Source organism: Streptomyces sp. NPDC059994 (genome assembly GCF_042737755.1).
In the GTDB taxonomy this organism is placed as follows: domain Bacteria; phylum Actinomycetota; class Actinomycetes; order Streptomycetales; family Streptomycetaceae; genus Streptomyces.
In genome coordinates this window covers 98,303-123,657 of sequence record NZ_JBHWUR010000009.1, presented here as the reverse complement: position 1 = coordinate 123,657, position 25,355 = coordinate 98,303, and the positions used below count along the sequence as shown (strand labels likewise).

Annotated in this window: 22 protein-coding genes; 16 read left to right on the top strand and 6 right to left on the bottom strand. The window is 72.0% G+C overall.

The genetic code is table 11. The features are described 5' to 3' along the window. Window positions 1-104 precede the first annotated feature (104 nt). The 3 genes from ACFWA7_RS08225 (at window position 105) to ACFWA7_RS08215 (ending at window position 3,047) form a co-directional block, all read left to right on the top strand. Window positions 105-1,631 carry a 3-hydroxyacyl-CoA dehydrogenase gene (locus ACFWA7_RS08225; protein ID WP_385821666.1) on the top strand — a complete coding sequence of 509 codons (1,527 nt, stop codon included), beginning with the start codon at window positions 105-107 and terminating at the stop codon, window positions 1,629-1,631. After that, window positions 1,628-2,221 (top strand): TetR/AcrR family transcriptional regulator, encoded by a 594-nt coding sequence (locus ACFWA7_RS08220; protein ID WP_371653641.1) that lies wholly within the window; start codon window positions 1,628-1,630, stop codon window positions 2,219-2,221. The genes ACFWA7_RS08225 and ACFWA7_RS08220 overlap by 4 nt, the downstream gene beginning before the upstream one ends. A 187-nt stretch (window positions 2,222-2,408) precedes the next feature. Further along, window positions 2,409-3,047 carry an alpha/beta hydrolase family protein gene (locus ACFWA7_RS08215; protein WP_385821664.1) on the top strand — a complete coding sequence of 213 codons (639 nt, stop codon included), beginning with the start codon at window positions 2,409-2,411 and terminating at the stop codon, window positions 3,045-3,047. 30 nt (window positions 3,048-3,077) lie between these two features. Here ACFWA7_RS08215 and ACFWA7_RS08210 read toward each other — a convergent pair whose 3' ends face one another. Beyond that, window positions 3,078-3,584 carry an Lrp/AsnC family transcriptional regulator gene (locus ACFWA7_RS08210; protein ID WP_371653640.1) on the bottom strand — a complete coding sequence of 169 codons (507 nt, stop codon included), beginning with the start codon at window positions 3,582-3,584 and terminating at the stop codon, window positions 3,078-3,080. 174 nt (window positions 3,585-3,758) lie between these two features. Here ACFWA7_RS08210 and pdhA (ACFWA7_RS08205) point away from each other — a divergent pair, with 174 nt between their 5' ends. From pdhA (ACFWA7_RS08205) to ACFWA7_RS08175, 7 genes are all read left to right on the top strand, one after another. Further along, window positions 3,759-4,907 carry a pyruvate dehydrogenase (acetyl-transferring) E1 component subunit alpha gene (gene pdhA / locus ACFWA7_RS08205; protein ID WP_385541716.1) on the top strand — a complete coding sequence of 383 codons (1,149 nt, stop codon included), beginning with the start codon at window positions 3,759-3,761 and terminating at the stop codon, window positions 4,905-4,907. Beyond that, entirely contained in the window at window positions 4,904-5,908 is a 1,005-nt protein-coding gene (locus ACFWA7_RS08200; RefSeq protein WP_385541714.1) for an alpha-ketoacid dehydrogenase subunit beta, read from the top strand. Before pdhA (ACFWA7_RS08205) ends, ACFWA7_RS08200 begins: the two co-directional genes overlap by 4 nt. Then, window positions 5,908-7,236, top strand: a complete 1,329-nt coding sequence (locus ACFWA7_RS08195; protein WP_385821661.1) for a dihydrolipoamide acetyltransferase family protein — start codon at window positions 5,908-5,910, stop codon at window positions 7,234-7,236. Before ACFWA7_RS08200 ends, ACFWA7_RS08195 begins: the two co-directional genes overlap by 1 nt. Window positions 7,237-7,402: 166 nt before the next feature. After that, complete coding sequence (locus ACFWA7_RS08190; protein ID WP_385821660.1) at window positions 7,403-8,254, top strand: DUF6457 domain-containing protein; 852 nt, start codon at window positions 7,403-7,405, stop codon at window positions 8,252-8,254. Next, window positions 8,221-9,600, top strand: a complete 1,380-nt coding sequence (locus ACFWA7_RS08185) for a molybdopterin molybdotransferase MoeA (RefSeq protein WP_385821658.1) — start codon at window positions 8,221-8,223, stop codon at window positions 9,598-9,600. The genes ACFWA7_RS08190 and ACFWA7_RS08185 overlap by 34 nt, the downstream gene beginning before the upstream one ends. A 111-nt stretch (window positions 9,601-9,711) precedes the next feature. Continuing rightward, window positions 9,712-10,791 carry a potassium channel family protein gene (locus tag ACFWA7_RS08180; protein WP_385821656.1) on the top strand — a complete coding sequence of 360 codons (1,080 nt, stop codon included), beginning with the start codon at window positions 9,712-9,714 and terminating at the stop codon, window positions 10,789-10,791. A gap of 10 nt (window positions 10,792-10,801) precedes the next feature. Beyond that, complete coding sequence (locus ACFWA7_RS08175; protein ID WP_385821654.1) at window positions 10,802-11,779, top strand: NAD(P)H-quinone oxidoreductase; 978 nt, start codon at window positions 10,802-10,804, stop codon at window positions 11,777-11,779. A gap of 424 nt (window positions 11,780-12,203) precedes the next feature. Here ACFWA7_RS08175 and ACFWA7_RS08170 read toward each other — a convergent pair whose 3' ends face one another. The 3 genes from ACFWA7_RS08170 to ACFWA7_RS08160 all read right to left on the bottom strand — a co-directional run bounded on the left by ACFWA7_RS08170 (window position 12,204) and on the right by ACFWA7_RS08160 (window position 14,944). Further along, a complete protein-coding gene (locus tag ACFWA7_RS08170; protein ID WP_385550144.1) occupies window positions 12,204-12,731 on the bottom strand; it encodes a bacterial proteasome activator family protein in 528 nt (175 codons plus the stop codon). Between the two features lie 88 nt (window positions 12,732-12,819). Further along, window positions 12,820-13,257, bottom strand: a complete 438-nt coding sequence (locus tag ACFWA7_RS08165) for a hypothetical protein (protein ID WP_385550142.1) — start codon at window positions 13,255-13,257, stop codon at window positions 12,820-12,822. A 73-nt stretch (window positions 13,258-13,330) separates the two neighbouring features. Next, entirely contained in the window at window positions 13,331-14,944 is a 1,614-nt protein-coding gene (locus ACFWA7_RS08160; protein ID WP_385821652.1) for a protein kinase, read from the bottom strand. Between the two features lie 299 nt (window positions 14,945-15,243). Between ACFWA7_RS08160 and ACFWA7_RS08155 the strand changes: the two genes are divergently transcribed. After that, on the top strand, window positions 15,244-16,989 hold the full coding sequence (locus ACFWA7_RS08155; protein WP_385821650.1) for a protein kinase: 1,746 nt from the start codon (window positions 15,244-15,246) through the stop codon (window positions 16,987-16,989). Between the two features lie 19 nt (window positions 16,990-17,008). Here the strand turns inward: ACFWA7_RS08155 and ACFWA7_RS08150 are convergent, their stop codons facing one another. Next, window positions 17,009-18,010, bottom strand: a complete 1,002-nt coding sequence (locus ACFWA7_RS08150) for a phosphotransferase (protein WP_385550134.1) — start codon at window positions 18,008-18,010, stop codon at window positions 17,009-17,011. Between the two features lie 660 nt (window positions 18,011-18,670). Continuing rightward, window positions 18,671-19,330: a response regulator gene (locus tag ACFWA7_RS08145; RefSeq protein WP_385543578.1), complete on the bottom strand. Its 660-nt coding sequence runs from the start codon at window positions 19,328-19,330 to the stop codon at window positions 18,671-18,673. 332 nt (window positions 19,331-19,662) lie between these two features. Here ACFWA7_RS08145 and pdhA (ACFWA7_RS08140) point away from each other — a divergent pair, with 332 nt between their 5' ends. The 5 genes from pdhA (ACFWA7_RS08140) to ACFWA7_RS08120 all read left to right on the top strand — a co-directional run bounded on the left by pdhA (ACFWA7_RS08140) (window position 19,663) and on the right by ACFWA7_RS08120 (window position 25,339). Beyond that, on the top strand, window positions 19,663-20,838 hold the full coding sequence (gene pdhA / locus ACFWA7_RS08140; protein ID WP_385543581.1) for a pyruvate dehydrogenase (acetyl-transferring) E1 component subunit alpha: 1,176 nt from the start codon (window positions 19,663-19,665) through the stop codon (window positions 20,836-20,838). Window positions 20,839-20,840: 2 nt separating this feature from the next. Next, window positions 20,841-21,821, top strand: a complete 981-nt coding sequence (locus ACFWA7_RS08135) for an alpha-ketoacid dehydrogenase subunit beta (protein WP_385543584.1) — start codon at window positions 20,841-20,843, stop codon at window positions 21,819-21,821. A 14-nt stretch (window positions 21,822-21,835) separates the two neighbouring features. Then, on the top strand, window positions 21,836-23,218 hold the full coding sequence (locus ACFWA7_RS08130; protein WP_385821648.1) for a dihydrolipoamide acetyltransferase family protein: 1,383 nt from the start codon (window positions 21,836-21,838) through the stop codon (window positions 23,216-23,218). A 127-nt stretch (window positions 23,219-23,345) separates the two neighbouring features. Then, a complete protein-coding gene (locus ACFWA7_RS08125) occupies window positions 23,346-24,029 on the top strand; it encodes a GntR family transcriptional regulator (protein ID WP_385543590.1) in 684 nt (227 codons plus the stop codon). Beyond that, on the top strand, window positions 24,026-25,339 hold the full coding sequence (locus tag ACFWA7_RS08120; protein ID WP_385543593.1) for a nitrate/nitrite transporter: 1,314 nt from the start codon (window positions 24,026-24,028) through the stop codon (window positions 25,337-25,339). Before ACFWA7_RS08125 ends, ACFWA7_RS08120 begins: the two co-directional genes overlap by 4 nt. Window positions 25,340-25,355: the final 16 nt, after the last annotated feature.

The window sequence follows — 25,355 nt, the reverse complement described above, 5'->3', positions numbered from 1 at the left end:
CGAGCTGGGCAGGGACGGGCGGACAGAGTTAGAGTAACCGAACGATCGGTCGGGACAAGGGGGTCCGTCGAACCTGTGGACAACTCATCGGGGAGGATCGCGTCATGACCGCCATCGAACAGAGCACCGCCGTCGGGCCGGACCGTGCCGTCGCCGTCGTCGGCACCGGGACCATGGGACAGGGCATCGCCCAGGTGGCCCTGGTGGCCGGGCACCCCGTGCGGCTGTACGACGCCGTCCCCGGCCGGGCGCGCGAGGCCGCGGCGGCCATCGCGGCCCGCCTGGAGCGGCTCGTCGAGAAAGGCCGGATCGCATCGGCCGAGCGTGACGCGGCACTCGCCCGGCTGCACCCGGCCGAGGAGCTGGCCGAGCTCGCGGACGCCGCGCTGGTCGTCGAGGCGGTCCTTGAGCAACTCGATGTCAAGCAGGAGCTGTTCACGGCGATCGAGGAGATCGTCGCCGAGGACTGCCTGCTCGCCACCAACACCTCCTCCCTGTCCGTCACGGCCGTCGCGGGCCCCCTGCGCCACCCGGGCCGCTTCGTCGGGCTGCACTTCTTCAACCCGGCGCCGCTGCTCCCCCTCGTCGAGGTCGTCTCCGGCTTCGCGACCGAGGAGGCGGCCGCCACGCGCGCGTACGAGACGGCGAAGGCCTGGGGCAAGACCCCGGTGCGGTGCGCCGACACCCCGGGCTTCCTGGTCAACCGCATCGCCAGGCCCTTCTACGCGGAGGCCTTCTCCGTGTACGAGGAGCGCGGCGCCGACCCCGCCACCATCGACGCCGTGCTGCGTGAGAGCGGCGGCTTCGCCATGGGTCCCTTCGAGCTGACCGACCTCATCGGCCAGGACGTCAACGAGGCCGTGACCCGCTCGGTGTGGGAGTCCTTCTTCCAGAGCCCCAAGTTCACCCCGTCGCTGGCCCAGCGCAGGCTGGTCGAATCGGGCCTGCACGGCCGCAAGAGCGGACGCGGCTGGTACGCGTACGGGGACGGCGCGGTGCGGCCCGAGCCGCACACCGCCGAGCCCGCCGACGCGCCCGAGGCCGTCACGGTCGTCGGTGACCTCGGCCCCGCTGCCGAGCTCGTCGCGATGATGCGCGAGGCCGGCATCGAGGTGAAGACGGTCGAGTCGGGCGGCCCCTACATCGGGCTGCCGGGCGACGGCCAGCTCGTCCCGGCCGACGGGCGCACCTCCGTCGAGTACGCGGATGTCGTCTACTTCGACCTCGCCCTCGACTACCGGGGCGCCACCCGTATCGCGCTCTCGGCGAGCGAGGACACCTCCACGCGCGCGGTGAGCGAGGCCGTGGGCCTCTTCCAGAAGCTCGGCAAGGAGGTCAGCGTCATCGGGGACGTGCCCGGCATGATCGTCGCCCGTACCGTCGCGATGCTCGCGGACCTCGCCGCCGACGCGGTCGCCCGGGGCGTGGCCACGGCCGAGGACGTCGACACCGCGATGCGCCTGGGCGTCAACTACCCGCTCGGACCCGTCGAGTGGAGTCGCAGGCTCGGCCGGGACTGGGCGTACGACCTGCTGTCGGCGATGCACGAGCGCTGCCCCACCGGGCGGTACGCGCCCTCGCTCGCCCTCTACCGGCAGTCGTACAGCAACGGCGAGGAGACCGCCTCATGACCACCGCCAAACGGGACACGTACACCCCGGAGACCCTGCTCACGGTCGCCGTGCGGGTCTTCAACGAGCGCGGCTACGACGGCACGTCCATGGAGCACCTGTCCAAGGCAGCCGGTATCTCCAAGTCGTCGATCTACCACCATGTGTCGGGCAAGGAAGAGCTGCTGCGACGGGCCGTCAGCCGCGCCATCGACGGCCTGTTCGCCGTCCTGGACGAGCCGGGTGCCACGCGCGGGCGGCCGATCGAGCGGGTCGAGTACGTCACCCGACGTACGGTCGAAGTGCTGATGGCGGAGCTGCCGTACGTCACGCTGCTGCTGCGCGTACGCGGCAACACCAAGACCGAGCGCTGGGCGATGGAGCGCCGCCGGGAGTTCGACCAGCGCGTCTCCGACCTGCTCAAGGCCGCGGCGGCCGACGGGGACCTCCGTTCTGACATGGACATACGCCTGGCGACCCGGCTGCTGTTCGGCATGGTCAACTCCCTGGTGGAGTGGTACCGGCCGCAGCGCGACGGGGAGGCGGAGCGCGCCCAGGTCACCGAGGCGATCGTCCACCTGGCCTTCGACGGGCTGCGCACCCACCCCTGACGCGCGCGTGCCGTGGACTCCCCACTGGATCCAGATCACCCTCCACGGTCATGAATGCCCTGCGCGCCGGTGTTGCCGCCGTGTCCCTGTGCGCAGTCACGCTGCTCGTGGAAGTGATGGTGTCCGGCTGCGACGGGGGCGGCGACAGCGGGAGAAACCTTCCGCCAAGCAGAGCGGCAGCGCACGCGTGCCCCTCAAGAAGGGCGACGGCTCCGGCTGTCTGACGCCCGGGCAGGCCAAGGCGGGATCCGTCGTCTTCAAGGGCACCGGCGGCGCGGGGACGGCCGGTTTCTACGCCGGCAGGGGCAACACGGGGATCGTGCTCGCGCACCAGGCGGACGGGAACGTCTGCCAGTGGAAGGACAGGGCCCTGGAGCTGGGCAAGGAGGGCTTCCAGGCGCTCGCCGTCAACTCCGCCGGCGACGACGTCGCCGAGGTCGACGGGGCGGCCGCCCATCTGCGCGCCAAGGGCGCCTGGAAGCTGATCCTGATGGGCGCGTCCAAGGGCGGCACCGCCGTCGTGAGGGCGGCCACGGTGCTGGAGCCGAGGCCCGACGCCGTCGTCTGGCTCTCCGGGCCGACCGAGTACGGCCCGGACGACGCCCTGGCCGCGGCGCCCAAGCTGACCTCGCCCGTGCTCTACATGGCGGGCGCCGAGGACAGCCCCTTCGGCGACGCGGCCGTCCAGCTGAGCAGAGCCAGCACCAAGGCGCCCGGGAACCGGCTCCACGAGCCCAAGGGCGTGTACGAGCACGGCGTCGCGCTGCTGGACGACGCCAAGAACTGGTCCACTGTGCTGGCCTTCCTCAAGAAGTACTGCATCTGAAAGAAGTACGGCGCCTGACGCCGCACCCGCCTACGGCGTGCCGGGTCCCGGGTCCAGGTCGGTCTCCTCGAAGACCAGCAGGGTCCGTGTGGACAGCACCTCGGGGATCGACTGGAGCTTGGTCAGGACCAGCTCGCGCAGCGCCCGGTTGTCCGGCGAGTGCACAAGCAGCAGCACGTCGAAGTCGCCGCTGACCAGGGCGATGTGCGCGGCGCCCGGCAGCGCCTGGAGCTGTTCGCGGACCGTGCGCCACGAGTTCTGCACGATCTTGAGCGTGATGTACGCGGACGCGCCCTGGCCCGCCCTCTCGTGATCCACGCGCGCGGTGAAGCCGCGGATCACCCCGTCGTCGAGCAGACGGTTGATCCGGGCGTAGGCGTTGGCGCGGGACACGTGCACACGCTCGGCCACGGAGCGTATCGACGCGCGCCCGTCGGTCTGGAGCATGCGCAGGATGTCGCGGTCGACGGCGTCCAGCGGCCGCGCCGCCGTGCCCTGGATGCCCTGACCCTCGTCGGCCATTTGTTCAGCTGCCATGTCCCCCCGCCTCCCTAGCATGGACGACCTGTCTCTATCCCAGGCTGTGCAGAACCGTTTGTCCACAGGCTCGCGGTGCCTGTAGCCAAAATGCGCTCTCGACCGAACAATCGGTAGGTGAGGCGCATCACACTGTCGTGCCTCCTTCCCGCTCCCACGAGGAGGTGCTTCGTCATGACGGTCCAAGAGCTGCCCGGTGCCGGTGCCGCCGCCTACCGGCCCACCCCTCCCCCTGCCTGGAGGCCCCGCACCGACCCCGCCCCGCTGCTCCCGGACCCCGAGCCGTACCGCGTGCTCGGCACGGACGCCCCGCTCGACCGCGCCCTGATGCTGCGGCTGTACGCGGAGCTGATCCGCGGCCGGCGGTACAACGCGCAGGCCACCGCCCTCACCAAGCAGGGCCGCCTCGCGGTCTACCCGTCCTCCACCGGCCAGGAGGCCTGCGAGGTCGCGGCCGCGCTGGTGCTCCAGGAGCAGGACTGGCTCTTCCCCAGCTACCGGGACACCCTCGCCGCCGTAGCCCGCGGACTCGACCCCGTACAGGCCCTTACCCTGCTGCGCGGCGACTGGCACACCGGATACGACCCGCACGAGCACCGCATCGCCCCCCTGTGCACCCCGCTCGCCACCCAGCTCCCGCACGCGGTGGGCCTGGCGCACGCCGCCCGGCTCAAGGGCGACGACGTGGTGGCGCTCGCCATGGTCGGCGACGGCGGCACCAGCGAGGGCGACTTCCACGAGGCGCTGAACTTCGCGGCCGTCTGGCAGGCCCCGGTCGTCTTCTTCGTGCAGAACAACGGCTTCGCGATCTCGGTGCCGCTGGCCAAGCAGACCGCGGCCCCCTCCCTCGCACACAAGGCCGTCGGGTACGGGATGCCGGGCCGGCTGGTCGACGGCAACGACGCGGCGGCGGTCCACGAAGTGCTGGCCGACGCCGTCGCGCGCGCCCGCCGTGGCGGGGGCCCCACGCTGATCGAGGCCGTGACGTACCGGATCGAGGCACACACCAACGCCGACGACGCCACCCGCTACCGGGTGGACGCCGAGGTGGCGGCGTGGCGCGACCACGACCCGATCCAGCTCCTGGAGGCCGAGCTGACCAGCCGCGGATTCCTCGACGACAGCGCGAAGAAGGCCGCGGCCGAGGCCGCGGAGACGATGGCCGCCGAGCTGCGCGAACGGATGAACGCGGACGCGGAGCTCGACCCCATGGACCTCTTCGCGCACGTCTACGCCGAGAAGACGGCCCAGCTGCGCGAACAGGAGGCCCAGTTGCGGGCCGAGCTGGCGGCGCACGAGAACGAGGACGAGGGGGAGCGATGACCACGGTCGCGGCGAAGCCCGCCACCATGGCGCAGGCGCTGCAGCGCGCCATGCGCGACGCGATGGCCGAGGACCCCACGGTCCATGTCCTCGGAGAGGACGTGGGCACGCTCGGCGGGGTCTTCCGGATCACCGACGGGCTCGCCAAGGAGTTCGGCGAGGACCGCTGCACCGACACCCCGCTCGCCGAGGCCGGGATCCTCGGCACGGCGGTCGGCATGGCGATGTACGGGCTGCGGCCCGTGGTGGAGATGCAGTTCGACGCGTTCGCCTACCCGGCGTTCGAGCAGCTGATCAGCCATGTCTCCAAGATGCGCAACCGCACGGGCGGCTCCATGGGCATGCCGCTGGTGGTCCGGGTGCCGTACGGGGGCGGGATCGGCGGCGTCGAGCACCACAGCGACTCCTCCGAGGCGTACTACATGGCGACCCCGGGGCTGCACGTGGTGACGCCCGCCACCGTCGAGGACGCGTACGGGCTGCTGCGCGCGGCCATCGCCTCCGACGACCCGGTCGTCTTCCTGGAGCCCAAGCGGCTCTACTGGTCGAAGGCCGAGTGGTCGCCGGACGCGCCCACCGAGGTGGCGCCGATCGGCAAGGCGGTGGTCCGCCGCCCCGGCCGCAGCGCCACGCTGATCACCTACGGGCCCTCCGTCCCGGTCTGCCTGGAGGCGGCCGAGGCGGCCACGGCCGAGGGCTGGGACCTGGAAGTCGTCGACCTGCGCTCCCTCGTGCCCTTCGACGACGAGACGGTGTGCGCCTCGGTGCGGCGTACGGGCCGGGCGGTCGTCGTCCACGAGTCGACCGGCTTCGGCGGCCCCGGCGGCGAGATAGCGGCCCGGGTCACCGAGCGCTGCTTCCACCACCTGGAGGCGCCGGTGCTGCGCGTCGCCGGGTTCGACATCCCGTACCCGCCGCCGATGCTGGAGAAGCACCACCTGCCGGGCGTGGACCGGGTCCTGGACGCGGTGGCGCGGCTGCAGTGGGAGGCGGGGAGCTGATGCCCAAGGTCCTGGAATTCAAGCTGCCGGACCTCGGCGAGGGCCTCACCGAGGCGGAGATCGTGCGCTGGCTGGTGGCGGTGGGCGACGTCGTGGCGATCGACCAGCCGGTGGTCGAGGTCGAGACCGCCAAGGCGATGGTGGAGGTGCCGTGCCCCTACGGGGGCGTGGTGACGGCGCGGTTCGGCGAGGAGGGCACGGAACTGCCCGTCGGCGCGCCCCTGCTGACCGTCGCCGTCGGCGCGCCCGAGGCCGCCGAGGCCGAGTCGTCGGAGTACTCCGGCAATGTGCTGGTCGGCTACGGGACGGGCGAGGCCGTGCGACGGCGGCGCCGGGTGCGCCCGGCGCCGGTGGGCGCACCGCCCGCCGCCGTGCCGGTGACGCCGTCCGGGCCCCCGGCGGATGCCGCGCCGGGCCACGCGCCCGTCGCCGCTCCGGCGGCCGGTGGCCCCGTGGCGGTCATCTCGCCCCTCGTACGGAAGCTGGCCCGCGAGAACGGAGTGGACCTGCGCGAGCTGACCGGTTCCGGGCCGGAGGGTCTGATCCTGCGCTGCGACGTGGAGTCGGCGCTTCGGGTGGAGGCCGAACCGGCAGGGACGACGGCCCGGCCCGTACCGGTGGCGGCCGGTTCCGCCACCGACGGGACGCGCATACCGCTGCGCGGGATACGGGGCGCGGTCGCCGACAAGCTGGCGCGCAGCCGGACCGAGATCCCGGACGCGACGTGCTGGGTCGACGCGGACGCCACCGAACTCATGGCGGCGCGGGCCGCGATGAACGCGGTGGGCGGCCCGAAGATCTCCGTACTGGCCCTGCTGGCCCGGATCTGCACGGCTGCCCTCGACCGGTATCCCGAGCTCAACTCGACAGTGGACACGGCGGCGCGGGAGATCGTGCGGCTGCCGGCGGTGCACCTGGGCTTCGCCGCCCAGACCGAGCGGGGCCTGGTCGTGCCGGTCGTCCGGGACGCGCAGGCGCGCAGCGCGGCGTCGCTGAGCGAGGAGTTCGCGCGGCTGACCGAGGCGGCCCGGGCGGGGACGCTGACACCCGGCGACCTGACCGGGGGCACCTTCACGCTGAACAACTACGGGGTGTTCGGGGTGGACGGATCCACGCCGATCATCAACCACCCCGAGGCGGCCATGCTCGGAGTGGGCCGGATCATGGCCAAGCCGTGGGTGCACCAGGGCGAGCTGGCGGTGCGTCAGGTCGTCCAGCTGTCGCTGACGTTCGACCACCGGGTGTGCGACGGCGGTACGGCGGGCGGATTCCTGCGGTACGTGGCGGACTGCGTGGAGCAGCCGGCGGTGCTGCTGCGGTCGCTGTAGCCGCGCGGGGGCAGCGAGGGCCGTAGCCGGGCAGGGGTAGCGGGCTCCGCTACCCCGTGTGCCCGGGCGGGCTTTCCCTCGTACCCAGGGGTGCCCCTCGTACCCCGGGGTGCCCCTCGTACCCCGGGCGATGCCCCTCGTATCCCGGGCGCCCCATACTGCTGGGATGACGACCCCCTATGACGCCATCGTGCTCGCCGGAGGGGCCGCGCGGCGGCTCGGCGGGGCGGACAAGCCCGGGGTGCGGGTGGGGGGCAGGGCGCTGCTCGACCGTGTGCTCGGCGCCTGCGCCGGGGCCGGGGTCACCGTGGTGGTCGGGGGGCGCCGGACCACGGCGCGGCCCGTGGTGTGGACGCGGGAGGAGCCGGCCGGCGGCGGGCCCCTCGCGGCGCTCGACGCCGGACTGCGGCTGACCACCGCCCCCTCGGTGCTCGCGCTCTCCGCCGACCTTCCCTTCCTGGGCGAACCCACCGTCACGGGCCTCCTGGACGCGCTCGCCACGGGCGGGCGCGAAGGCGTCCTGTGCGTCGACGAGAGCGGGCGGGCGCAGCCGCTGGTCGCCGTCTACCGGGCCGAGCCGCTCCGCCGTGAGCTCGCCCTCCTCGCAGCCGAGCACGGGGGCCTCGGCGGGCTTCCCCTGCGGCTGCTGACCCGGAAACTCGACCTCGCCCGCCTTCCCGCCCCCCAGCCCCTCGCCTCGTTCGACTGCGACACCTGGGAGGACATCGCGGCGGCCCGGGCCCGGATCAGGGAGCATGGGTACGTGCTGGACGAATGGATCACCGCAGTCAAGGACGAACTCGGCATCGACCTGGACGTCGACACCGGCGTGCTGCTCGACCTGGCCAGAGACGCCGCCCACGGCGTGGCCCGGCCCGCCGCGCCGCTCACGACCTTCCTGGTCGGCTACGCGGCCGCCAAGGCGGGCGGGGAGGGCGCCGATGTCGCCGAGGCGGCCCGCAAGGCCGCCGCCCTCGCCAACCGGTGGGCCGCCGAGAAGGACGAGCTCAACCCGTGACCGGCGCCGAGCCGTCCGTATCACCCGTCGACGACGGGGTGGAGGAGGCGCTGGCCCTGGTGAATGCTCCCGTCCCCGTCCCCGCCCCCGGCCCCGCACCGGGGTCCCGTCCCCGCCCCCGCCACCGCGCCGCGCCCTGGCATGAGGCCAGGGACACCGCCGTCGCGGCCGGGCGCGCGGCTCCCCGCCGCAGCCATCGGGTGCCGCTGGCCGAGGCCCTCGGCGAGACCCTGGCCGCCCCCCTCGCGGCCCTCACCGATCTGCCGTCCTTCGACACCTCCGCCATGGACGGCTGGGTCGTCGCGGGCCCCGGGCCCTGGCGGATCCGGGGCGCGGCCGACGGGATCCTCGCCGGGCACGCCGCACCCGCGCCCCTCGTGGACGGCGAGGCCGTACGGATCGCCACCGGCGCGCGCATCCCCGCCGAGGCGACCGCCGTCATCCGCAGCGAGCACGCCCGCACGGACGCGGCCAAGGCGCTGCTCCACGCGGAGCGGGAGGTCGTCACCGGGCAGGACATCCGTCCGCGCGGGCAGGAGTGCCGCTCCGGCGACCAGCTGCTGCCCGCGTCCACGCTGGTCACCCCGGCGGTCCTGGGGCTGGCGGCGGCCGCCGGGTACGACGGACTGAGCACCGTGCCACGGCCCCGCGTCGAGATCTTCGTCCTCGGCGACGAACTGCTGGCCGAGGGGCTGCCGCACGATGGGCTGATCCGGGACGCGCTCGGCCCGATGCTGGGGCCCTGGCTGCGCATGCTCGGCGCGGACGTCGTCGCCACGCGGCGGCTCAAGGACGACGCCGACATACTGCTCGCGGCCGTCACCGGGTCGGAGGCCGACCTGGTGATGACGACCGGCGGGACGGCGGCCGGGCCCGTCGACCATGTGCACCCCGTGCTGCGGGCGATGGGGGCCGAGCTGCTGGTGGACGGGGTCGCCGTCCGCCCCGGGCATCCGATGCTGCTGGCCCGCATCGCCGCCGGGAAGCACCTGGTGGGCCTGCCGGGCAACCCGCTCGCGGCCGTCTCGGCGCTGCTCACGCTCGCCGAACCCCTGTTGCGGGAGCTCGCGGGGCGCGCGGGCGGTGCCGCGTCCACCGGCCCGTACACCGCCGCGCTGCGCGACGAAGTCCACGGGCATCCGTACGACACCCGGCTCGTGCCCGTGGTGCACCGGGCCGACCGGATCGTGCCGCTGCACTACAACGGCCCGGCGATGCTTCGTGGGATCGCGGCGGCGGACGGGCTGGCGGTCGTACCGCCCGGCGGGGCGCGGGCCCGTCAGGAGGTCGAGGTCCTGGACCTGCCGTGGGGGCAACTGGCGGCGGGCGAAGGGTGTTTCACGTGAAACACCCCGCTTCTCTCGCCCGGCTCCGCAACTCCTGCACTCCCGAACGGTGTTTCACGTGAAACATCCCGCCCTGCTCCCCAACTCCTGCACCACTGAACGGTGTTTCACGTGAAACTGCCCGGCCAAGACGCGATCGCCCGGCAGGCGGGCGAGAATCTGGTCACCCGGCGGGTGAAACTGCCGCGCCGGGTGGTCGACCGGCCTCTGCGTCAGGTCGGCAAGCGGATCCTGATGGCGCTCAGCGTGCTGGTGCTGACCACGTTCATCGTGTGGATCGACCGTGCCGGCTACCACGACAACGCCGACGGCGGCGTTGACCTGCTGGACGCCGCCTACTACGCCACCGTCACGCTCTCCACGACGGGTTACGGCGACATCGTTCCGTACAGCGACAGTGCCAGGCTCACCAACATCCTGCTGGTGACACCGCTGCGCGTGCTCTTTCTGATCATCCTGGTCGGTACGACTCTCGAGGTCCTCACGGAGCGGACCCGGGAGGAGTGGCGGCTCAACCGCTGGAAGGCGAACTTGCGAGACCACACCGTCGTTGTCGGCTTCGGGACGAAGGGCCGTTCGGCGATCCAGACGCTGTGTGCGACCGGACTGAAGAAGGAGCAGGTCGTGGTCGTCGACCCGAGCGCGCAGGTGGTCGAGACCGCCAACGCGGAGGGGTTCGTCGGGGTCGTCGGGGACGCGACGCGCAGTGATGTGCTGCTCCGCGCCGAGGTGCAGAAGGCCCGTCAGATCGTGATCGCCACCCAGCGCGACGACACGGCGGTGCTGGTCACGCTGACGGCACGCCAGCTCAACCGGGGGGCGAAGATCGTCGCGGCGGTGCGGGAGGAGGAGAACGCGCCGCTGCTGCGGCAGTCCGGGGCGGATGCGGTGATCACCAGCGCGAGCGCGGCCGGGCGGCTGCTCGGGCTGTCCGTGCTCAGCCCGAGCGCCGGAACGGTGATGGAGGACCTGATCCAGCAGGGCAGCGGGCTCGACCTCGTCGAACGGCCGGTGAAGAAGAGCGAGGTGGGGCGGGGGGTCCGGGAGACCGAGGACCTCACGGTCAGTGTGCTGCGCGGACACCGGCTGCTGGCGTACGACGACGCACGGGCCAGCCCGCTCCAGCTGACGGACCGGCTGATCACGATCGTACGGGCGGGCGGGGCGGCCTCGGAGGGCGCGGCGGAGTAGCGTCGGCCGCATGCATGCGATCACGATTCCTGAGCCGGGTGGTCCCGAAGCGCTGGTCTGGGCCGAGGTGCCCGATCCGGTGGCGGGCGAGGGCGAGGTCCTCGTCGAGGTGGCGGCGGCGGCCGTCAACCGTGCGGATGTGCTGCAGCGGCAGGGGCACTATGAGCCGCCGCCGGGGGCCTCGCCGTATCCGGGCCTTGAGTGCTCCGGGCGGATCGTCGCACTGGGGACCGGGGTGTCCGGGTGGTCCGTGGGCGACGAGGTGTGCGCGCTGCTCAGCGGTGGCGGGTACGCGGAGAAGGTGGCGGTGCCGGTGGGGCAGTTGCTGCCGGTGCCGGAAGGGGTGGAGCTGACGGTCGCGGCGTCGCTGCCGGAGGCCGTCTCGACGGTGTGGTCCAACGTGTTCATGGTTTCCCATCTGAGGCCCGGCGAGACGCTGTTGGTGCACGGGGGTGCGAGCGGGATCGGCACGATGGCGATCCAGCTGGCCAAGGCGGTCGGGGCGCGGGTCGCCGTCACGGCGGGCGGGCCCGCGAAGCTGGCGCGGTGCGCGGAACTGGGCGCGGACGTGCTGATCGACTACCGCGAGCAGGACTTCGTGGAGGAGCTCCGCAAGGCGACGGACGGGGCGGGGGCGGACGTCGTCCTCGACATCATGGGCGCGAAGTATCTCGACCGGAACGTACGGGCGTTGGCGGTCAACGGGCGGTTGGCCGTCATCGGGATGCAGGGCGGGGTGAAGGGTGAGCTCAACCTCGGGGCGCTGATGGCGAAGCGGGCGGCGGTGACGGCGACGACCCTGCGGGGGCGCCCGGCGGTGGAGAAGGCGGCGATCGTGGCGGCGGTCCGGGAGCATGTGTGGCCGCTGGTTGCTGCGGGGCGGGTGCGGCCGGTTGTGGACCGGGCGTTGGGGATGAGCTCCGCGGCGGAGGGGCATCGGGTGCTGGAGGCGGGGGAGCACGTGGGGAAGGTTTTGCTGGTGGTTTGAGCCCCTCCCCGCCCCTTCCCGCTGAGACATGTGCGGCTACGCCGCGTGGCCTCCGGGGGTGGGTGGGGGAAGGGGGTTTCCCGGGGACTCCGTCCCCGGGCGGCTGGGCGGGGGCTCCGCCCCCTGCACCCCTGGCGGGGCCTGCGGCCCCTGCACCCCGCATCGGGCTGCGCCCCGGACCCCGCGAGGTTGGGCCTCGGCCCCTGCTCGGGTAGGTGGGCTGCTGGGGCTCGGCCCCCACGGGTGGGCGGGCTGGTGGGGGCCGCTGTCCTCGGGCCCTCATGGAGCTGCGCCCCGCCAGCTCGTCTGCGGGCTGTGTGTGGCTGGCTGTGCGATTCCCCGCGCCCTGAGGGGCACCCCGCCTGCGCAGGTGGCGTGGGGCCGCCCCCGGCCCATCAGGGCGCGCGGCAGCCCCGCCGCACTCCTACAAGTACGGCCCCGACCGCAGCCCCGGCCCGTCCTCGTCGTCGTGAGAGGTGCCGGGCGGGAGGGCTCGGCGCATTTGTTCCAGTTGGGCCCGGGCTGCCATCTGCTGGGCGAACAGGGCCGTCTGGATGCCGTGGAAGAGGCCTTCCAGCCAGCCCACCAACTGGGCCTGGGCGATGCGCAGTTCCGCTTCGGAGGGGATCGCCTCGTCCGTGAAGGGGAGCGAGAGGCGCTCCAGCTCCTCGACCAGCTCCGGGGCCAGGCCGTCCTCAAGCTCCTTGACCGAGGAGGCGTGGATGTCCTTCAGGCGTACGCGGCTCGCCTCGTCCAGAGGAGCCGCGCGTACTTCTTCCAGAAGTTGCTTGATCATGCTGCCGATGCGCATGACCTTCGCCGGCTGTTCGACCATCTCCGTCACCGGGACCTCGCGCGACTCGTCGTCACCGCCGCCGATGGCCATGCCGTCCTGTCCGACTACCAGGATGTGGGGGCTGTCCGGCGACTGTTCGTTCCTCGGCATCTCCATGCCGCCCATTCTCTCGCACACGTGCCTCACATCACGTTGTGCCCCCGGAGAGGGGTGATCCACCCATTGGAGGGGAGGGAAATGTGCGTCAGGGTCGGCGTAGGCGCAGGGCCAGGAAACCCAGGCCCAGGCCCGTCAGGGTCAGGCCCGCCCCCATCGACAGGACGTGGACCCGTAGGTCCGACGTGGTGGACAGACGGGACGGCTGGCTCTTGCTGGCCACCGCCGGCTCGGCGCTCGGGGGCGGCGGTGTAGGCGACAGGAACGCGTCGGCGATCGGCTGCGCCGACTCGTCCGGTACGTACGGGAGGGTCTGCGGCGGGCGTCCCGGCCTGGCCCGGCCCTCCCCGGCCCGGTTGCCCGCGAGACGCTGGTCCAGGGGGGAGGGGGCGGCGGGCGGCGCCGGGTCCCCGGCGGCGTACGCGGGTGTGCCGGGCGGGGTCACGACCAGCAGGACCGCCAGCGCGGCGCCCACGCCGAGTGTCCGGAGCCGCGCCCGGAGCCGTGTCCGGAGCCCTGAAGCCATGGAGTCAGCGTCACATGACTCGACAAAACGGGCATCCCGGGCGCGTCACCCGGGTGCCCCGAGCCCGCGCCCCCTACTGCTGCGGCGGGTTGCCCGACGACAGCGTCAGCGTGAACTGTGCCGTCTTGGGGTCGACATCGACGCCCGACGCCGGGAACTGCGTCACCACGACGTCCTGGCCCCACTGGCCGTTGTCCACGGTCTCGGTGTTGACCTTCCAGCCCGCCGCCTGGATGCACGACTTAACCGAAAGGATGTCCTTGTAGCTGAAGTCGGGCGCCTGGACCTTCGACGGGTCGAGGGCGGACTTCGAAGGGCTCGTGCACTTGGTCGTGTCCAGCGTGCGGCTGCGCTCGGGGCCCTTGTGGCCCGCGACGTTCTCGCTGGAGGCCTTCTTGTCGCCGCCGGAGTCCGAGTCGCCGCCGTTGTTCAGCGTCAGCGCCGTGACCAGGCCGCCGACCGCGAGGACCGCCACCGCGATCGCGCCCACGATGACGGGGGTGTTCTTCTTCGAAGAAGAACCACCGGCCGGGGCGCTCGGGGAGATCGTGTACGGCGGCGGGGTGTGCTGCGCGGGCATCGGTGCCTGCGGCTGCATCTGCTGCTGCGGGTAGCCGTACGAGGGCTGCGGGTGGGGCGTGGGGGCCGGCGTCGGCGGGCCGTACGGGCTCGCCTGGTACGGGGTCTGGACGCTGCCCTGGTAGCCCTGCTGGGCCGAGGAGTCCAGCGGCGGGAAGACCGTCGAGCCGACGCCCTGGCCGCTGGAGACCGGGCCGCCGCCGGTGATCACCGGGGCCGCGCCGGTCTGGCCGCTGGCGGAGATACGGGCGATCTCGTCGCGCATCGCGGCGGCGCTCGGGAAGCGCTCGTTCGGGTTCTTCTTCAGCGCGCGGGCCACCAGCGCGTCCACGGCCGGCGGGATGGAGCGGTTGACCGAGGAGGGCGCGACCGGCTCCTCCTGGACGTGTGCGTACGCGATGGCCAGCGGCGAGTCGGCGTCGAACGGGATGCGGCCGGTGAGCAGCTGGAAGAGCATGATGCCGACCGAGTACAGGTCGGAGCGGGCATCCACGCCACGGCCCAGCGCCTGCTCGGGCGAGAGGTACTGCGGGGTGCCGACGACCATGCCGGTCTGGGTCATCGAGGTGACGCCGGACTGCATGGCGCGCGCGATGCCGAAGTCCATGACCTTGACCACACCACGCTTGGTCACCATCACGTTGCCGGGCTTGATGTCGCGGTGGACCAGGCCCATCTCGTGGCTGACCTCAAGGGCCGCCAGTACGTCGGCGGTCATCTTGAGGGCCTTGTCGGCGGGCATCGCGCCGTACTGCTGGATGTCGGTGTGCAGCACCGAGCCGAGCGGCTGGCCCTCCACGTACTCCATGACGATGTACGGCATCATCGCGCCGCCCAGCTCGTCCTCACCGGTGTCGAAGACCGAGACGATGTTGGTGTGCTGGAGCTTGGCGACGGCCTGGGCCTCGCGGCGGAAGCGCTCGCGGAACGACTGTTCCCGGCCGAGTTCGGTGTGCAGGGTCTTGATGGCCACCTGGCGGTCAAGCGCGGCGTCGTACGCCAGGTAGACGGAGGCCATGCCGCCTTCGCCGAGGAGGTCGCGCAGCTGGTAGCGCCCGCCCGCGATGGAGCCGCCCGCATAGCGGCCCTGTGCGCCGTCCTGGCTCATGACTGTGCATCCCCCCGTGGCGCGACGGCCAGTGATGATCCTCGAATTTTTCAGGCCAAGTCTGCCGGAGGGGCCTGACACGTCAAGCCGGGTGCCCGTTCCGTGACCGTACGCGCAAGAAGCGTCTCGTAAGCGTTACAGGAATCGCATGGAATTTGCATGGGTACACGCGGAACCGATTGGATGGCCGGTCCATCCCGAACCGGCGGCTTGTACGAACGCTGTAGCGTGCACTACTGCACAACCGTAAGACCGTAAGGAACCACCGCTGACGCGGCCAGACACGACGGCGAGGACTGATGGCACCCGAACCCGAGGGAAACGGCGCCGGGATGCCCGATGCGCAGGACCACGAGTCGTGGGTCGGCGGACTCGTCGGTGACGGCCGCTACCGGATGACGCACCGGCTCGGCCGGGGCGGCATGGCGGAGGTCTTCGCGGCCGAGGACGTACGTCTGGGCCGTACCGTCGCGGTGAAGCTGCTCCGTCCCGATCTCGCCGAGGACCCGGTCTCCAAGGCCCGCTTCACGCGCGAGGCGCAGTCGGTGGCCGGGCTCAACCACCATGCGGTGGTGGCGGTGTACGACTCGGGCGAGGACACGGTGGGCGGCCAGACCGTCCCCTACATCGTGATGGAGCTGGTCGAGGGCCGCACCATCCGTGACCTGCTGGTCCAGGCGGACGCGCCGCCGGTGGAGCAGGCGCTGATCATCGTCTCCGGCGTCCTTGAGGCGCTGGCGTATTCGCACCAGCACGGCATCGTGCACCGCGACATCAAGCCCGCCAACGTGATCATCACGCACACCGGCGCCGTCAAGGTGATGGACTTCGGCATCGCGCGCGCCCTGCACGGCGCGCAGTCGACGATGACGCAGACCGGCATGGTCATGGGCACGCCGCAGTACCTCTCGCCGGAGCAGGCGCTCGGCAAGGCCGTCGACCACCGCTCGGACCTGTACGCGACGGGCTGCCTGCTGTACGAACTGCTCGCGCTGCGCCCGCCCTTCACCGGCGAGACACCGTTGTCAGTGGTGTACCAGCACGTCCAGGACACCCCGGTTCCGCCGTCGCACGTAGCCGATGTGGCGCCGCCGGAACTCGACGGGCTCGTCATGCGTTCTCTCGCCAAGGACCCGGACGACCGTTTCCAGTCCGCCGAGGAGATGCGCGGCCTGGTCCAGTACGGATTGCAGATGCTCCAGGCGCAGGGCAGCCACACCGGCACCTGGAACACCGGTCCGGTCGAGCTCATGCACGAGGGCGCCCGCGCCCCCGCCATGGGCATGACCGCGCCGACCTCCGCCATGGGCCACCCCGTGCACGGGGAGACCTCGCAGTTCCGCGGTCCGATCCTGCCGCCGATGAACCCGGACGACGGCGGGTACGACGGGGGTTACGGCTCGGGCGGCTACAACAACGGCGGCTACAACGGCAACGGCCGCCGCTCCAGCGGCCGGGGCAAGGTCGTCCTGTTCGTGGTGTTCGCGATCATCGCGATCGCGGCGGGCGTGGCGTTCGCGATCAACGCGGCGAACAAGAAGGACGGCGGTCAGACGCCGAAGAAGCCGGCGATCTCCCACTCCCCGTCGCCGTCCGACGAGTCGAAGACCTCGCCGAGCCCCGACGACCAGGCCAGCCGCGGCCAGGACCAGACGTCGACGACCGGCGGCGACTACCCGCCGCCGTACACGCCGTCGCCCAAGCACACCAAGAAGCGCTCGCCGTCGCCGGGCACCAACCAGGGCACGACGTCCGGCACGAACCAGGGCACGACCTCGGGCACCGACCAGGGGACGACGGCCGGTACGGACGAGGGCACGACGGCCGGGACGGACGAGGGCACGACGACGGGCACGACGGCCGGGACGGACCAGGGCACGACGGCCGGTACGGACCAGGGCACGACCGCGGGCACCAACGCGGGGACGAACCAGGGCACCACCACCGGTACGACCGCGGGTACCAACGCGGGGACGAACCAGGGCACCACCACCGGTACGACCGCGGGTCAGAGCGCCGGCGGCAGCACGCCCAAGACGCCCTGAGGCGCCCGGCGTTCGTGCCTCACCCCGCGAACGCCTCGCACACCGCCTCGTATTCGCGGGTCCACCAGACCGCCAGGGCCGACGCCGCAGGGAACTGCGGGTCGGCCCTTCGGTCTTGGAGCTGGTAGCGCCAGCGCAGGATCCAGAAGTCGTTGAGCCGCTCCCACCACACGCGGTGGACGGCGGCGGCGAGCTCCGCCGGGTCCGCGCCGGTGGCTCCCCGGTACGCGCGGGCGTACGCGCGCACCTTGTCCAGCTCCAGCTCCCCGGCCGGGCGTACGAAGAAGATCACGGCGGCCCGTACCGCCTCCTCCGCGCGGGGCTGGACGCCGAGGCGGTCCCAGTCGACGATCGCGGCGGGCTCCTTGCCGCGGTAGAGCAGGTTCAGCGGATGGAAGTCGCCGTGCACCCAGCCGCCGGCGTTCTGCGGGGGCGGGCGGCGGTGGGCGTGCTGCTCGATGAGGTGGCGGCGCTCGCGCAGCCGGTGTTCGGCGAGCTCGTCGAAGGAGTCGCGGGGGCGGCGCCGGCGGGCGCGGGCGAGCAGGTCGTCGATGAGGGCGAAGGTGTCGGCGGGGTCGGCGCTGAGGTGGTCGGCGTGCTCGTCCCGCCCCTCCATCACCTCCTCCAGGCAGATGTGGACGAGGCCGAGCAGTGCGCCGAGCCGCCGCGAGCCGACGGCGCTGAGCTGGGCGCCGTCGCGGTGGCGGCCGTGGACCCATGGGTGCAGGGCGTAGCAGCGGCCGCCGAGGACGGTGACGGTGTCGCCGTCGGAGTCCGGTACGGGGGGCGCGACGGGCACGCCGAGCGCCTGGAGGCGGCGGGTGGCGTCGTGCTGGCGGGCGATGGCCTCGCGGTCGCCGTCGAGGTGGTGCTTCAGGAAGAACTCGCCGCGGGTGGTGGCGAGGCGGTAACCGCGGTTGAGGAGGCCCTGGGCGACGGGTTCGCAGGTGAGCGGCTCGCCCAGCGAGGCGAATCGGCGAAGCAGATCCCTCACGGGCGGGGTTGCATATGAGCGCGGCACGCGCCAGATGTTAGATCACACGGCGTGGCGCAGGTGTGGCTCTGTGGAATAGTCCAACGAGTGGACGGTTACGAACTGGCGTTCGATGCATAGAGGGACGGGCTCGAAGGGCTCGCCGTCCACGCGGTGGGGCCCCGCCTGGGGCTGCGCCCCGAGCCCCTTGGCTCGGTGGGCCGATCTACGGGGCTCCGCCCCCCGGGTCCCTTGTTCGTCCGCGGGTTCGGTGGGGGCTGGTCGCGCAGTTCCCCGTGCCCCTTTTTGGCCCGGTGTTTGTCTGCGGGTCGGTTGTGGTTGCTCGCGCAGTTCCCCGCGCCCCTAAAAGCGCCTCTTCGGGGCGCCCAGGGGATTGCCGCGCAGCGGCATTCAAGGGGCGCGGGGTACTGCGCGACCGGCCAGGGGCGGCCCGCAGACGAACGGGGCCCGGCCGAAATTCAGCCCCTGCGGCGTTTGGGGAGCGGGGTCCGGGGCGGAGCCCCGAAGCGGGGGCGGGGGCGCAGCCCCGGTGGGGGTTACCGGGGGGCGGAGCCCCCGTGAGCGGGGTGCAGGGGCCGCACAGGCCCCGCAAAGGGGTCCGGGGGCGTAGCCCCCGGGAGACCACCCTCACCCCCCACCCACCCCCGGAGGGTCTAGGCGAAGGGGCGGGGTGGGGGACTCGTGGGGCTAATGGCGTTCGGCCTGGATTCTTGCCACATACGCCGCCGCCTGCGACCGCCGCTCCATCCCCAGCTTCGACAGCAGCGACGAGACATAGTTCTTGATCGTTTTCTCTGCCAGGTGCAGGCGTTCGCCGATCACCCGGTTCGTGAGGCCCTCGCCGATCAGGTCGAGGATCCTGCGTTCCTGCTCGGTGAGGTTGGCCAGGCGGTCGTCGCGCTTGGCCGTGCCGCCGTCGCGCAGGCGCTCAAGGACCCGGGCCGTGGCGACCGGGTCGAGCAGGGACTTGCCCGCCGCCACGTCCCGTACCGCCGAGAGCAGTTCGCTGCCCCGGATCGCCTTGAGGACATATCCGGACGCACCCGCCATGATCGCATCGAAGAGGGCTTCGTCATCCGCGAACGAGGTCAGCATCAGGCATTTGATGTCCTCGTTCTGGGAGCGGATCTCGCGGCAGACCTCCACGCCGCTCCCGTCCGGCAGCCGGACGTCGAGCACAGCCACGTCCGGACGCGTCGCAGGGATCCTGACCAGGGCATCCGTCGCGGTGCCGGCCTCGCCGACCACCTCGATGTCCTCCTCGACGGAGAGCATTTCGTGGACGCCACGGCGGACCACTTCGTGGTCGTCGAGCAGGAATACGGTGATTTTGCCTGGTTCGCGCACGGAGGCAGTCTCACACATTCGCTCTTCCCGTGCCGCAGGTGACCGGGATAACGTGCCGTTGTTCCGGCGGCCTGCAAGGCTGTGACCAGTGGTTGTTCCCGACTTTCTCGATTTACTTGGAAATCCAAGCAAAATCGCAGGTCAAATGGGGTTTCGCAGTAATGCGCAGCACTGGGTAACGTGCCTATGACAGGGCGCTCGCCGGGGCACCTGTCACGCCTGGTTCCCGGTGAGGCGCACCCACCCCCGTGCACCGCGACCGGAAGCAGGCGAGGAGCCGCAACTGGCCACACCGGCGAACCCGGGGGCCGGACAGACGGAGGAGCACGCACGTGACCGTGGAGAGCACTGCCGCGCGCAAACCGCGACGCAGCAGCAAGCGCACCGGTAGCAGCGCCGGGAAGGCTGTCGCCGAACCCCAGCTCGTACAGCTGCTGACGCCCGAGGGCCAGCGGGTCGAGCACCCTGACTACGACGTTGACCTGACCCCCGAAGAGCTGCGCGGGCTCTACCGCGACATGGTGCTGACCCGGCGCTTCGACGCCGAGGCCACCGCACTGCAGCGCCAGGGCGAGCTGGGCCTGTGGGCCTCGCTGCTCGGCCAGGAGGCCGCCCAGATCGGCTCCGGCCGCGCTCTGCGCGACGACGACTATGTGTTCCCGACCTATCGCGAGCACGGTGTCGCCTGGTGCCGGGGGGTCAACCCCACCAACCTCCTCGGCATGTTCCGTGGTGTGAACCACGGCGGCTGGGACCCCAACAGCAACAATTTCCACCTGTACACGATCGTGATCGGCTCGCAGACGCTGCACGCGACCGGTTACGCCATGGGTGTGGCCAAGGACGGCGCGGACTCGGCCGTGATCGCGTACTTCGGCGACGGCGCCTCCAGCCAGGGCGATGTCGCGGAGTCGTTCACCTTCTCCGCCGTCTACAACGCCCCGGTCGTGTTCTTCTGCCAGAACAACCAGTGGGCGATCTCGGAGCCGACCGAGAAGCAGACCCGGGTGCCGCTCTACCAGCGCGCCCAGGGCTACGGCTTCCCCGGCATCCGGGTCGACGGCAACGACGTGCTGGCCTGTCTGGCCGTGACCCGGTCCGCCCTGGAGCGGGCCCGGCGCGGCGAGGGGCCGACCCTGGTCGAGGCGTTCACGTACCGGATGGGCGCGCACACCACCTCCGACGACCCGACCAAGTACCGGGCCGACGAGGAGCGCGAGGCGTGGGAGGCCAAGGACCCGATCCTGCGGCTGAAGACGTACCTGGAGAACGAGGGGCACGCCGACGAGGCGTTCTTCACCTCCCTCGAAGAGGAGTCCGAGACGCTCGGCAAGCAGGTCCGCGAGGCGGTCCGCGCCATGCCCGACCCGGACCGGATGGCCATCTTCGAGAACATCTACGCCGACGGGCACGCGCTCGTCGACGAGGAGCGGGCCCAGTTCGCGGCCTACCAGGCGTCGTTCGCGACTGAGTCCGATGGCGGCTTCGCCGCGGGGGAGGGCAAGTAGCCATGACCGTACAGAAGCTTCCCATCGCGAAGGCGATCAACGAGTCGCTGCGCAAGGCGATGGAGAACGACCCCAAGGTCCTGATCATGGGTGAGGACGTCGGCAAGCTCGGCGGCGTCTTCCGGGTCACCGACGGGCTCCAGAAGGACTTCGGCGAGGGCCGGGTCATCGACACCCCGCTCGCCGAGTCGGGCATCGTCGGCACCGCGATCGGCCTGGCCCTGCGCGGCTACCGCCCGGTCGTGGAGATCCAGTTCGACGGCTTCGTCTTCCCGGCGTACGACCAGATCGTCACCCAGCTCGCGAAGATGCACGCCCGCGCGCTCGGAAAGATCAAGCTGCCGGTCGTCATCCGCATCCCCTACGGCGGCGGCATCGGCGCGGTAGAGCACCACAGCGAGTCCCCGGAGGCGCTCTTCGCGCACATCCCCGGCCTCAAGGTGGTCTCGCCCTCCAACGCCTCCGACGCGTACTGGATGATGCAGCAGGCCATCCAGTCCGACGACCCCATCATCTACTTCGAGCCCAAGCGGCGTTACTGGGACAAGAGCGAGGTCGACACCGAGGCCATCCCCGGTCCGCTGCACAAGGCCCGTACGGTCGTGGCCGGTTCGGACCTGACGCTGGTGGCGTACGGTCCGATGGTGAAGGTCTGCGTGGAGGCCGCCGCGGCCGCCGCCGAGGAGGGCAAGTCGATCGAGGTCCTGGACCTGCGCTCGATGTCCCCGATCGACTTCGACGCGGTCCAGGCGTCGGTGGAGAAGACGCGCCACCTGGTGGTCGTCCACGAGGCGCCGGTGTTCTACGGCGCGGGCGCGGAGATCGCCGCGCGGATCACCGAGCGCAGCTTCTACCACCTGGAGGCACCGGTGCTCAGGGTCGGCGGCTATCACGCCCCGTACCCGCCGGCGCGCCTGGAGGAGGAGTACCTGCCGGGTCTGGACCGGGTGCTCGACGCCGTCGACCGCTCGCTGGCGTACTGAGGAGTCCCGTGACCATGACTGAAACTTCTGCCCGCTTCCGCGAGTTCAAGATGCCGGACGTCGGCGAGGGGCTCACCGAGGCGGAGATCCTCAAGTGGTACGTCCAGCCCGGCGACACGGTCACCGACGGCCAGGTCGTCTGCGAGGTGGAGACGGCGAAGGCGGCCGTCGAGCTGCCGATCCCCTTCGACGGGGTGGTGCACGAGCTGCGCTTTCCCGAGGGCACGACGGTGGACGTCGGCGAGGTGATCATCTCGGTGGACGTGGCCCCGGGCTCCGGTGAGCCGGCCGCCGAGGCCGCCGCCCCCGTCCAGACACCGGTCGCCGAGGCCCCGGCCGCCGAGGAGCCTGAGGCGCCCAAGGGCCGCCAGCCGGTCCTCGTCGGCTACGGGGTCGCGGAGTCCTCCACCAAGCGCCGCCCGCGCAAGGGGGCTTCGGTCCCCGGGCAGGCCGTGGCCGTGCCGGCCGAGCTGAACGGCCACGGCGCCGCCCCGGCCGCCCGGCCGCTGGCGAAGCCGCCGGTCCGCAAGCTGGCCAAGGACCTGGGCATCGACCTGGCGAGCGTGGTCCCGACCGGCCCGGACGGCGTCATCACCCGCGACGACGTCCACGCGGCGGCGGCCCCGGTGGCAGAACCGGCCCCTGTTTCACGTGATACAGCTCCCGCGCCCGTCGCGGCCGTTGTCTCCACGGACGCGCGCGAGACCCGTATCCCCGTCAAGGGCGTACGCAAGGCGACCGCGCAGGCGATGATCGGCTCGGCGTTCACGGCGCCGCACGTCACCGAGTTCGTGACGGTGGACGTGACGCGCACGATGAAGCTGGTCGAGGAGCTGAAGGGCGACAAGGAGATGGCGGGGCTGCGGGTCAACCCGCTCCTGCTCATCGCCAAGGCCCTGCTCGTCGCGATCAAGCGCAACCCCGACGTCAACGCGTCGTGGGACGAGGCGGCGCAGGAGATCGTCCTCAAGCACTATGTGAACCTGGGCATCGCGGCGGCCACCCCGCGCGGTCTGATCGTCCCGAACATCAAGGACGCCCACGACAAGACGCTGCCGCAGCTGGCGGCGTCCCTGGGCGACTTGGTGTCGACGGCCCGCGAGGGCAAGACGTCTCCGGCGGCGATGCAGGGCGGCACGGTCACCATCACCAATGTGGGCGTGTTCGGCGTCGACACGGGCACCCCGATCCTGAACCCGGGCGAGTCCGCGATCCTCGCGGTCGGTGCGATCAAGCTCCAGCCCTGGGTCCACAAGGGCAAGGTGAAGCCCCGCCAGGTCACCACGCTGGCGCTGTCCTTCGACCACCGCCTGGTCGACGGCGAGCTGGGATCCAAGGTGCTGGCCGATGTGGCGGCGGTCCTGGAGCAGCCCAAGCGGCTGATCACCTGGGCGTAAGCGAGTGTGAGTGCCCCCGGACGCCCGTGCGTCCGGGGGCACTGCCGTGCGGCCGAGGAGGCGAGAGGCGTTTCGGCATCCGGACGCCCCCTTTCTGATGGACAACTGTTGTATCTATCCTGTGCGCATGCCGTCCGCTCCCGCCTCCGCCGTCACGCCCGCACCGGCCTCCGTGAAGCAGCCGCCTGCCGCCGACCGCGTCTATATGCACGTCAAGCAGGCCGTACTCGACCGGCGGTACGAGGGCGGGACGCTCCTCACCGAGGGCGAGCTGGCCGAGGCCGTCGGGGTGTCGCGCACGCCCGTGCGCGAGGCGCTGCTCAAGCTCGAAGTGGAAGGGCTCATCCGGCTCTACCCCAAGAAGGGCGCCCTCGTCATCGCCGTCTCCGCGCAGGAGACCGCCGACGTGGTCGAAACCCGGCTCCTGGTCGAGGAGTTCGCCGCCCGCAGGGCGGTCCCCGCGCCCGGGCGGCTGATCGCACGGCTCGAAGAGCTCCTGGAGGAGCAGAAGGCGAACGCGGCGGCCGGCGACCTCGCCGCCGTCGCCGTCACCGACCGCTGCTTCCACGCCGAGATCGTCCGCAACGCCGGGAACGAGATCCTCTCCCGGCTCTACGACCAGATGCGCGACCGGCAGCTGCGGATGGGCGTCGCCGTGATGCACGCCCAGCCCGACCGGATCGCCAAGAACATCGCCGAGCACGAGGAGATGCTGGAGGCCATCCGGGCCGGCGACGCCGAGCGCGCCGCGCACTGTGTGCGCCAGCACCTGAGCTGGGTCAAGGTCCTGGTCCGGGGTGAGGAACGATGAGCTCCGCCGCAGCAGGAGCGAGCCCTTCCCTGCCGGGCGACCCTCCCGGCGGGCGCCGCGCCGCCCTCGTCTGGGGCGTCGGCGTCTGCGTCTACTTCGTCGCCGTCATCTTCCGCACCAGCCTCGGCGTCGCCGGGCTCGACGCCGCCGACCGGTTCGGCGTCAACGCCTCCGCGCTCTCCACCTTCTCCATACTCCAGCTGCTCGTCTACGCGGGGATGCAGATACCCGTCGGCCTCATGGTCGACCGTCTGGGCACCAAGAAGGTGCTCACCCTGGGCGTCGTGCTCTTCACGGCCGGGCAGCTCGGCTTCGCGCTCTCACCCTCGTACGGCACCGCCCTCGCCTCCCGCGCCCTGCTCGGCTGCGGCGACGCGATGACGTTCATCAGCGTCCTGCGGCTCGGCTCGCGCTGGTTCCCCGCCCGGCGGGGCCCGCTGATAGCGCAGGTGGCGGCGCTCTTCGGAGTGGCGGGCAACCTCGTCTCCACCATCGTCATCTCCCGCGCGCTGCACGGGATCGGCTGGACGCAGACCTTCGCGGGCAGCGCGCTCGCCGGAGTGGCCGTCCTCGTCCTGCTGCTCCTGTTCCTGCGCGACCACCCCGAGGGCCACGAGCCCGCGCCCGTCACCCACGCCGGGGCCGCCTACGTACGCCGCCAGATCGCCGAGTCCTGGCGCGAGCCGGGGACGCGGCTGGGGATGTGGGTGCACTTCACCACGCAGTTCCCGGCCATGGTGTTCCTGCTGCTGTGGGGGATGCCGTATCTGGTCGAGGCGCAGGGCCACTCCCGGGGGACGGCCGGCGAGCTGCTGACCCTGGTCGTGCTGTCCAACATGGTGGTGGGCCTGGTGTACGGGCAGGTCATCGCCCGCCACCACGCGGCCCGCACGCCGCTCGCCCTCGGCACGGTCGGGGCGACCGCCGCGCTGTGGGCCGGCGCCGTCGCCTACCCCGCGCCGCACTCGCCGATGTGGCTGCTGATCACCCTCTGCGTGGTGCTCGGCGCCTGCGGTCCCGCGTCGATGATCGGGTTCGACTTCGCCCGCCCGGCCAACCCGCCGGAGCGTCAGGGCACGGCCTCGGGAATCGTCAACATGGGTGGTTTCACGGCCTCGATGACGACGCTGCTCGCGGTGGGCGTGCTGCTCGACGCGACCGGCGACAACTACCGGATCGCGTTCGCCTCGGTGTTCGTCCTTCAGGCGCTGGGCGTCACCCAGATCCTGCGGTTGCGCGGCCGCGCGGCGCACCGCGAACGGGAACGCCTGGTGGCGAGCCGGGTGGAGGCGGTGCACGTCCCCGCGTAGCACCCCTAAGCGGACC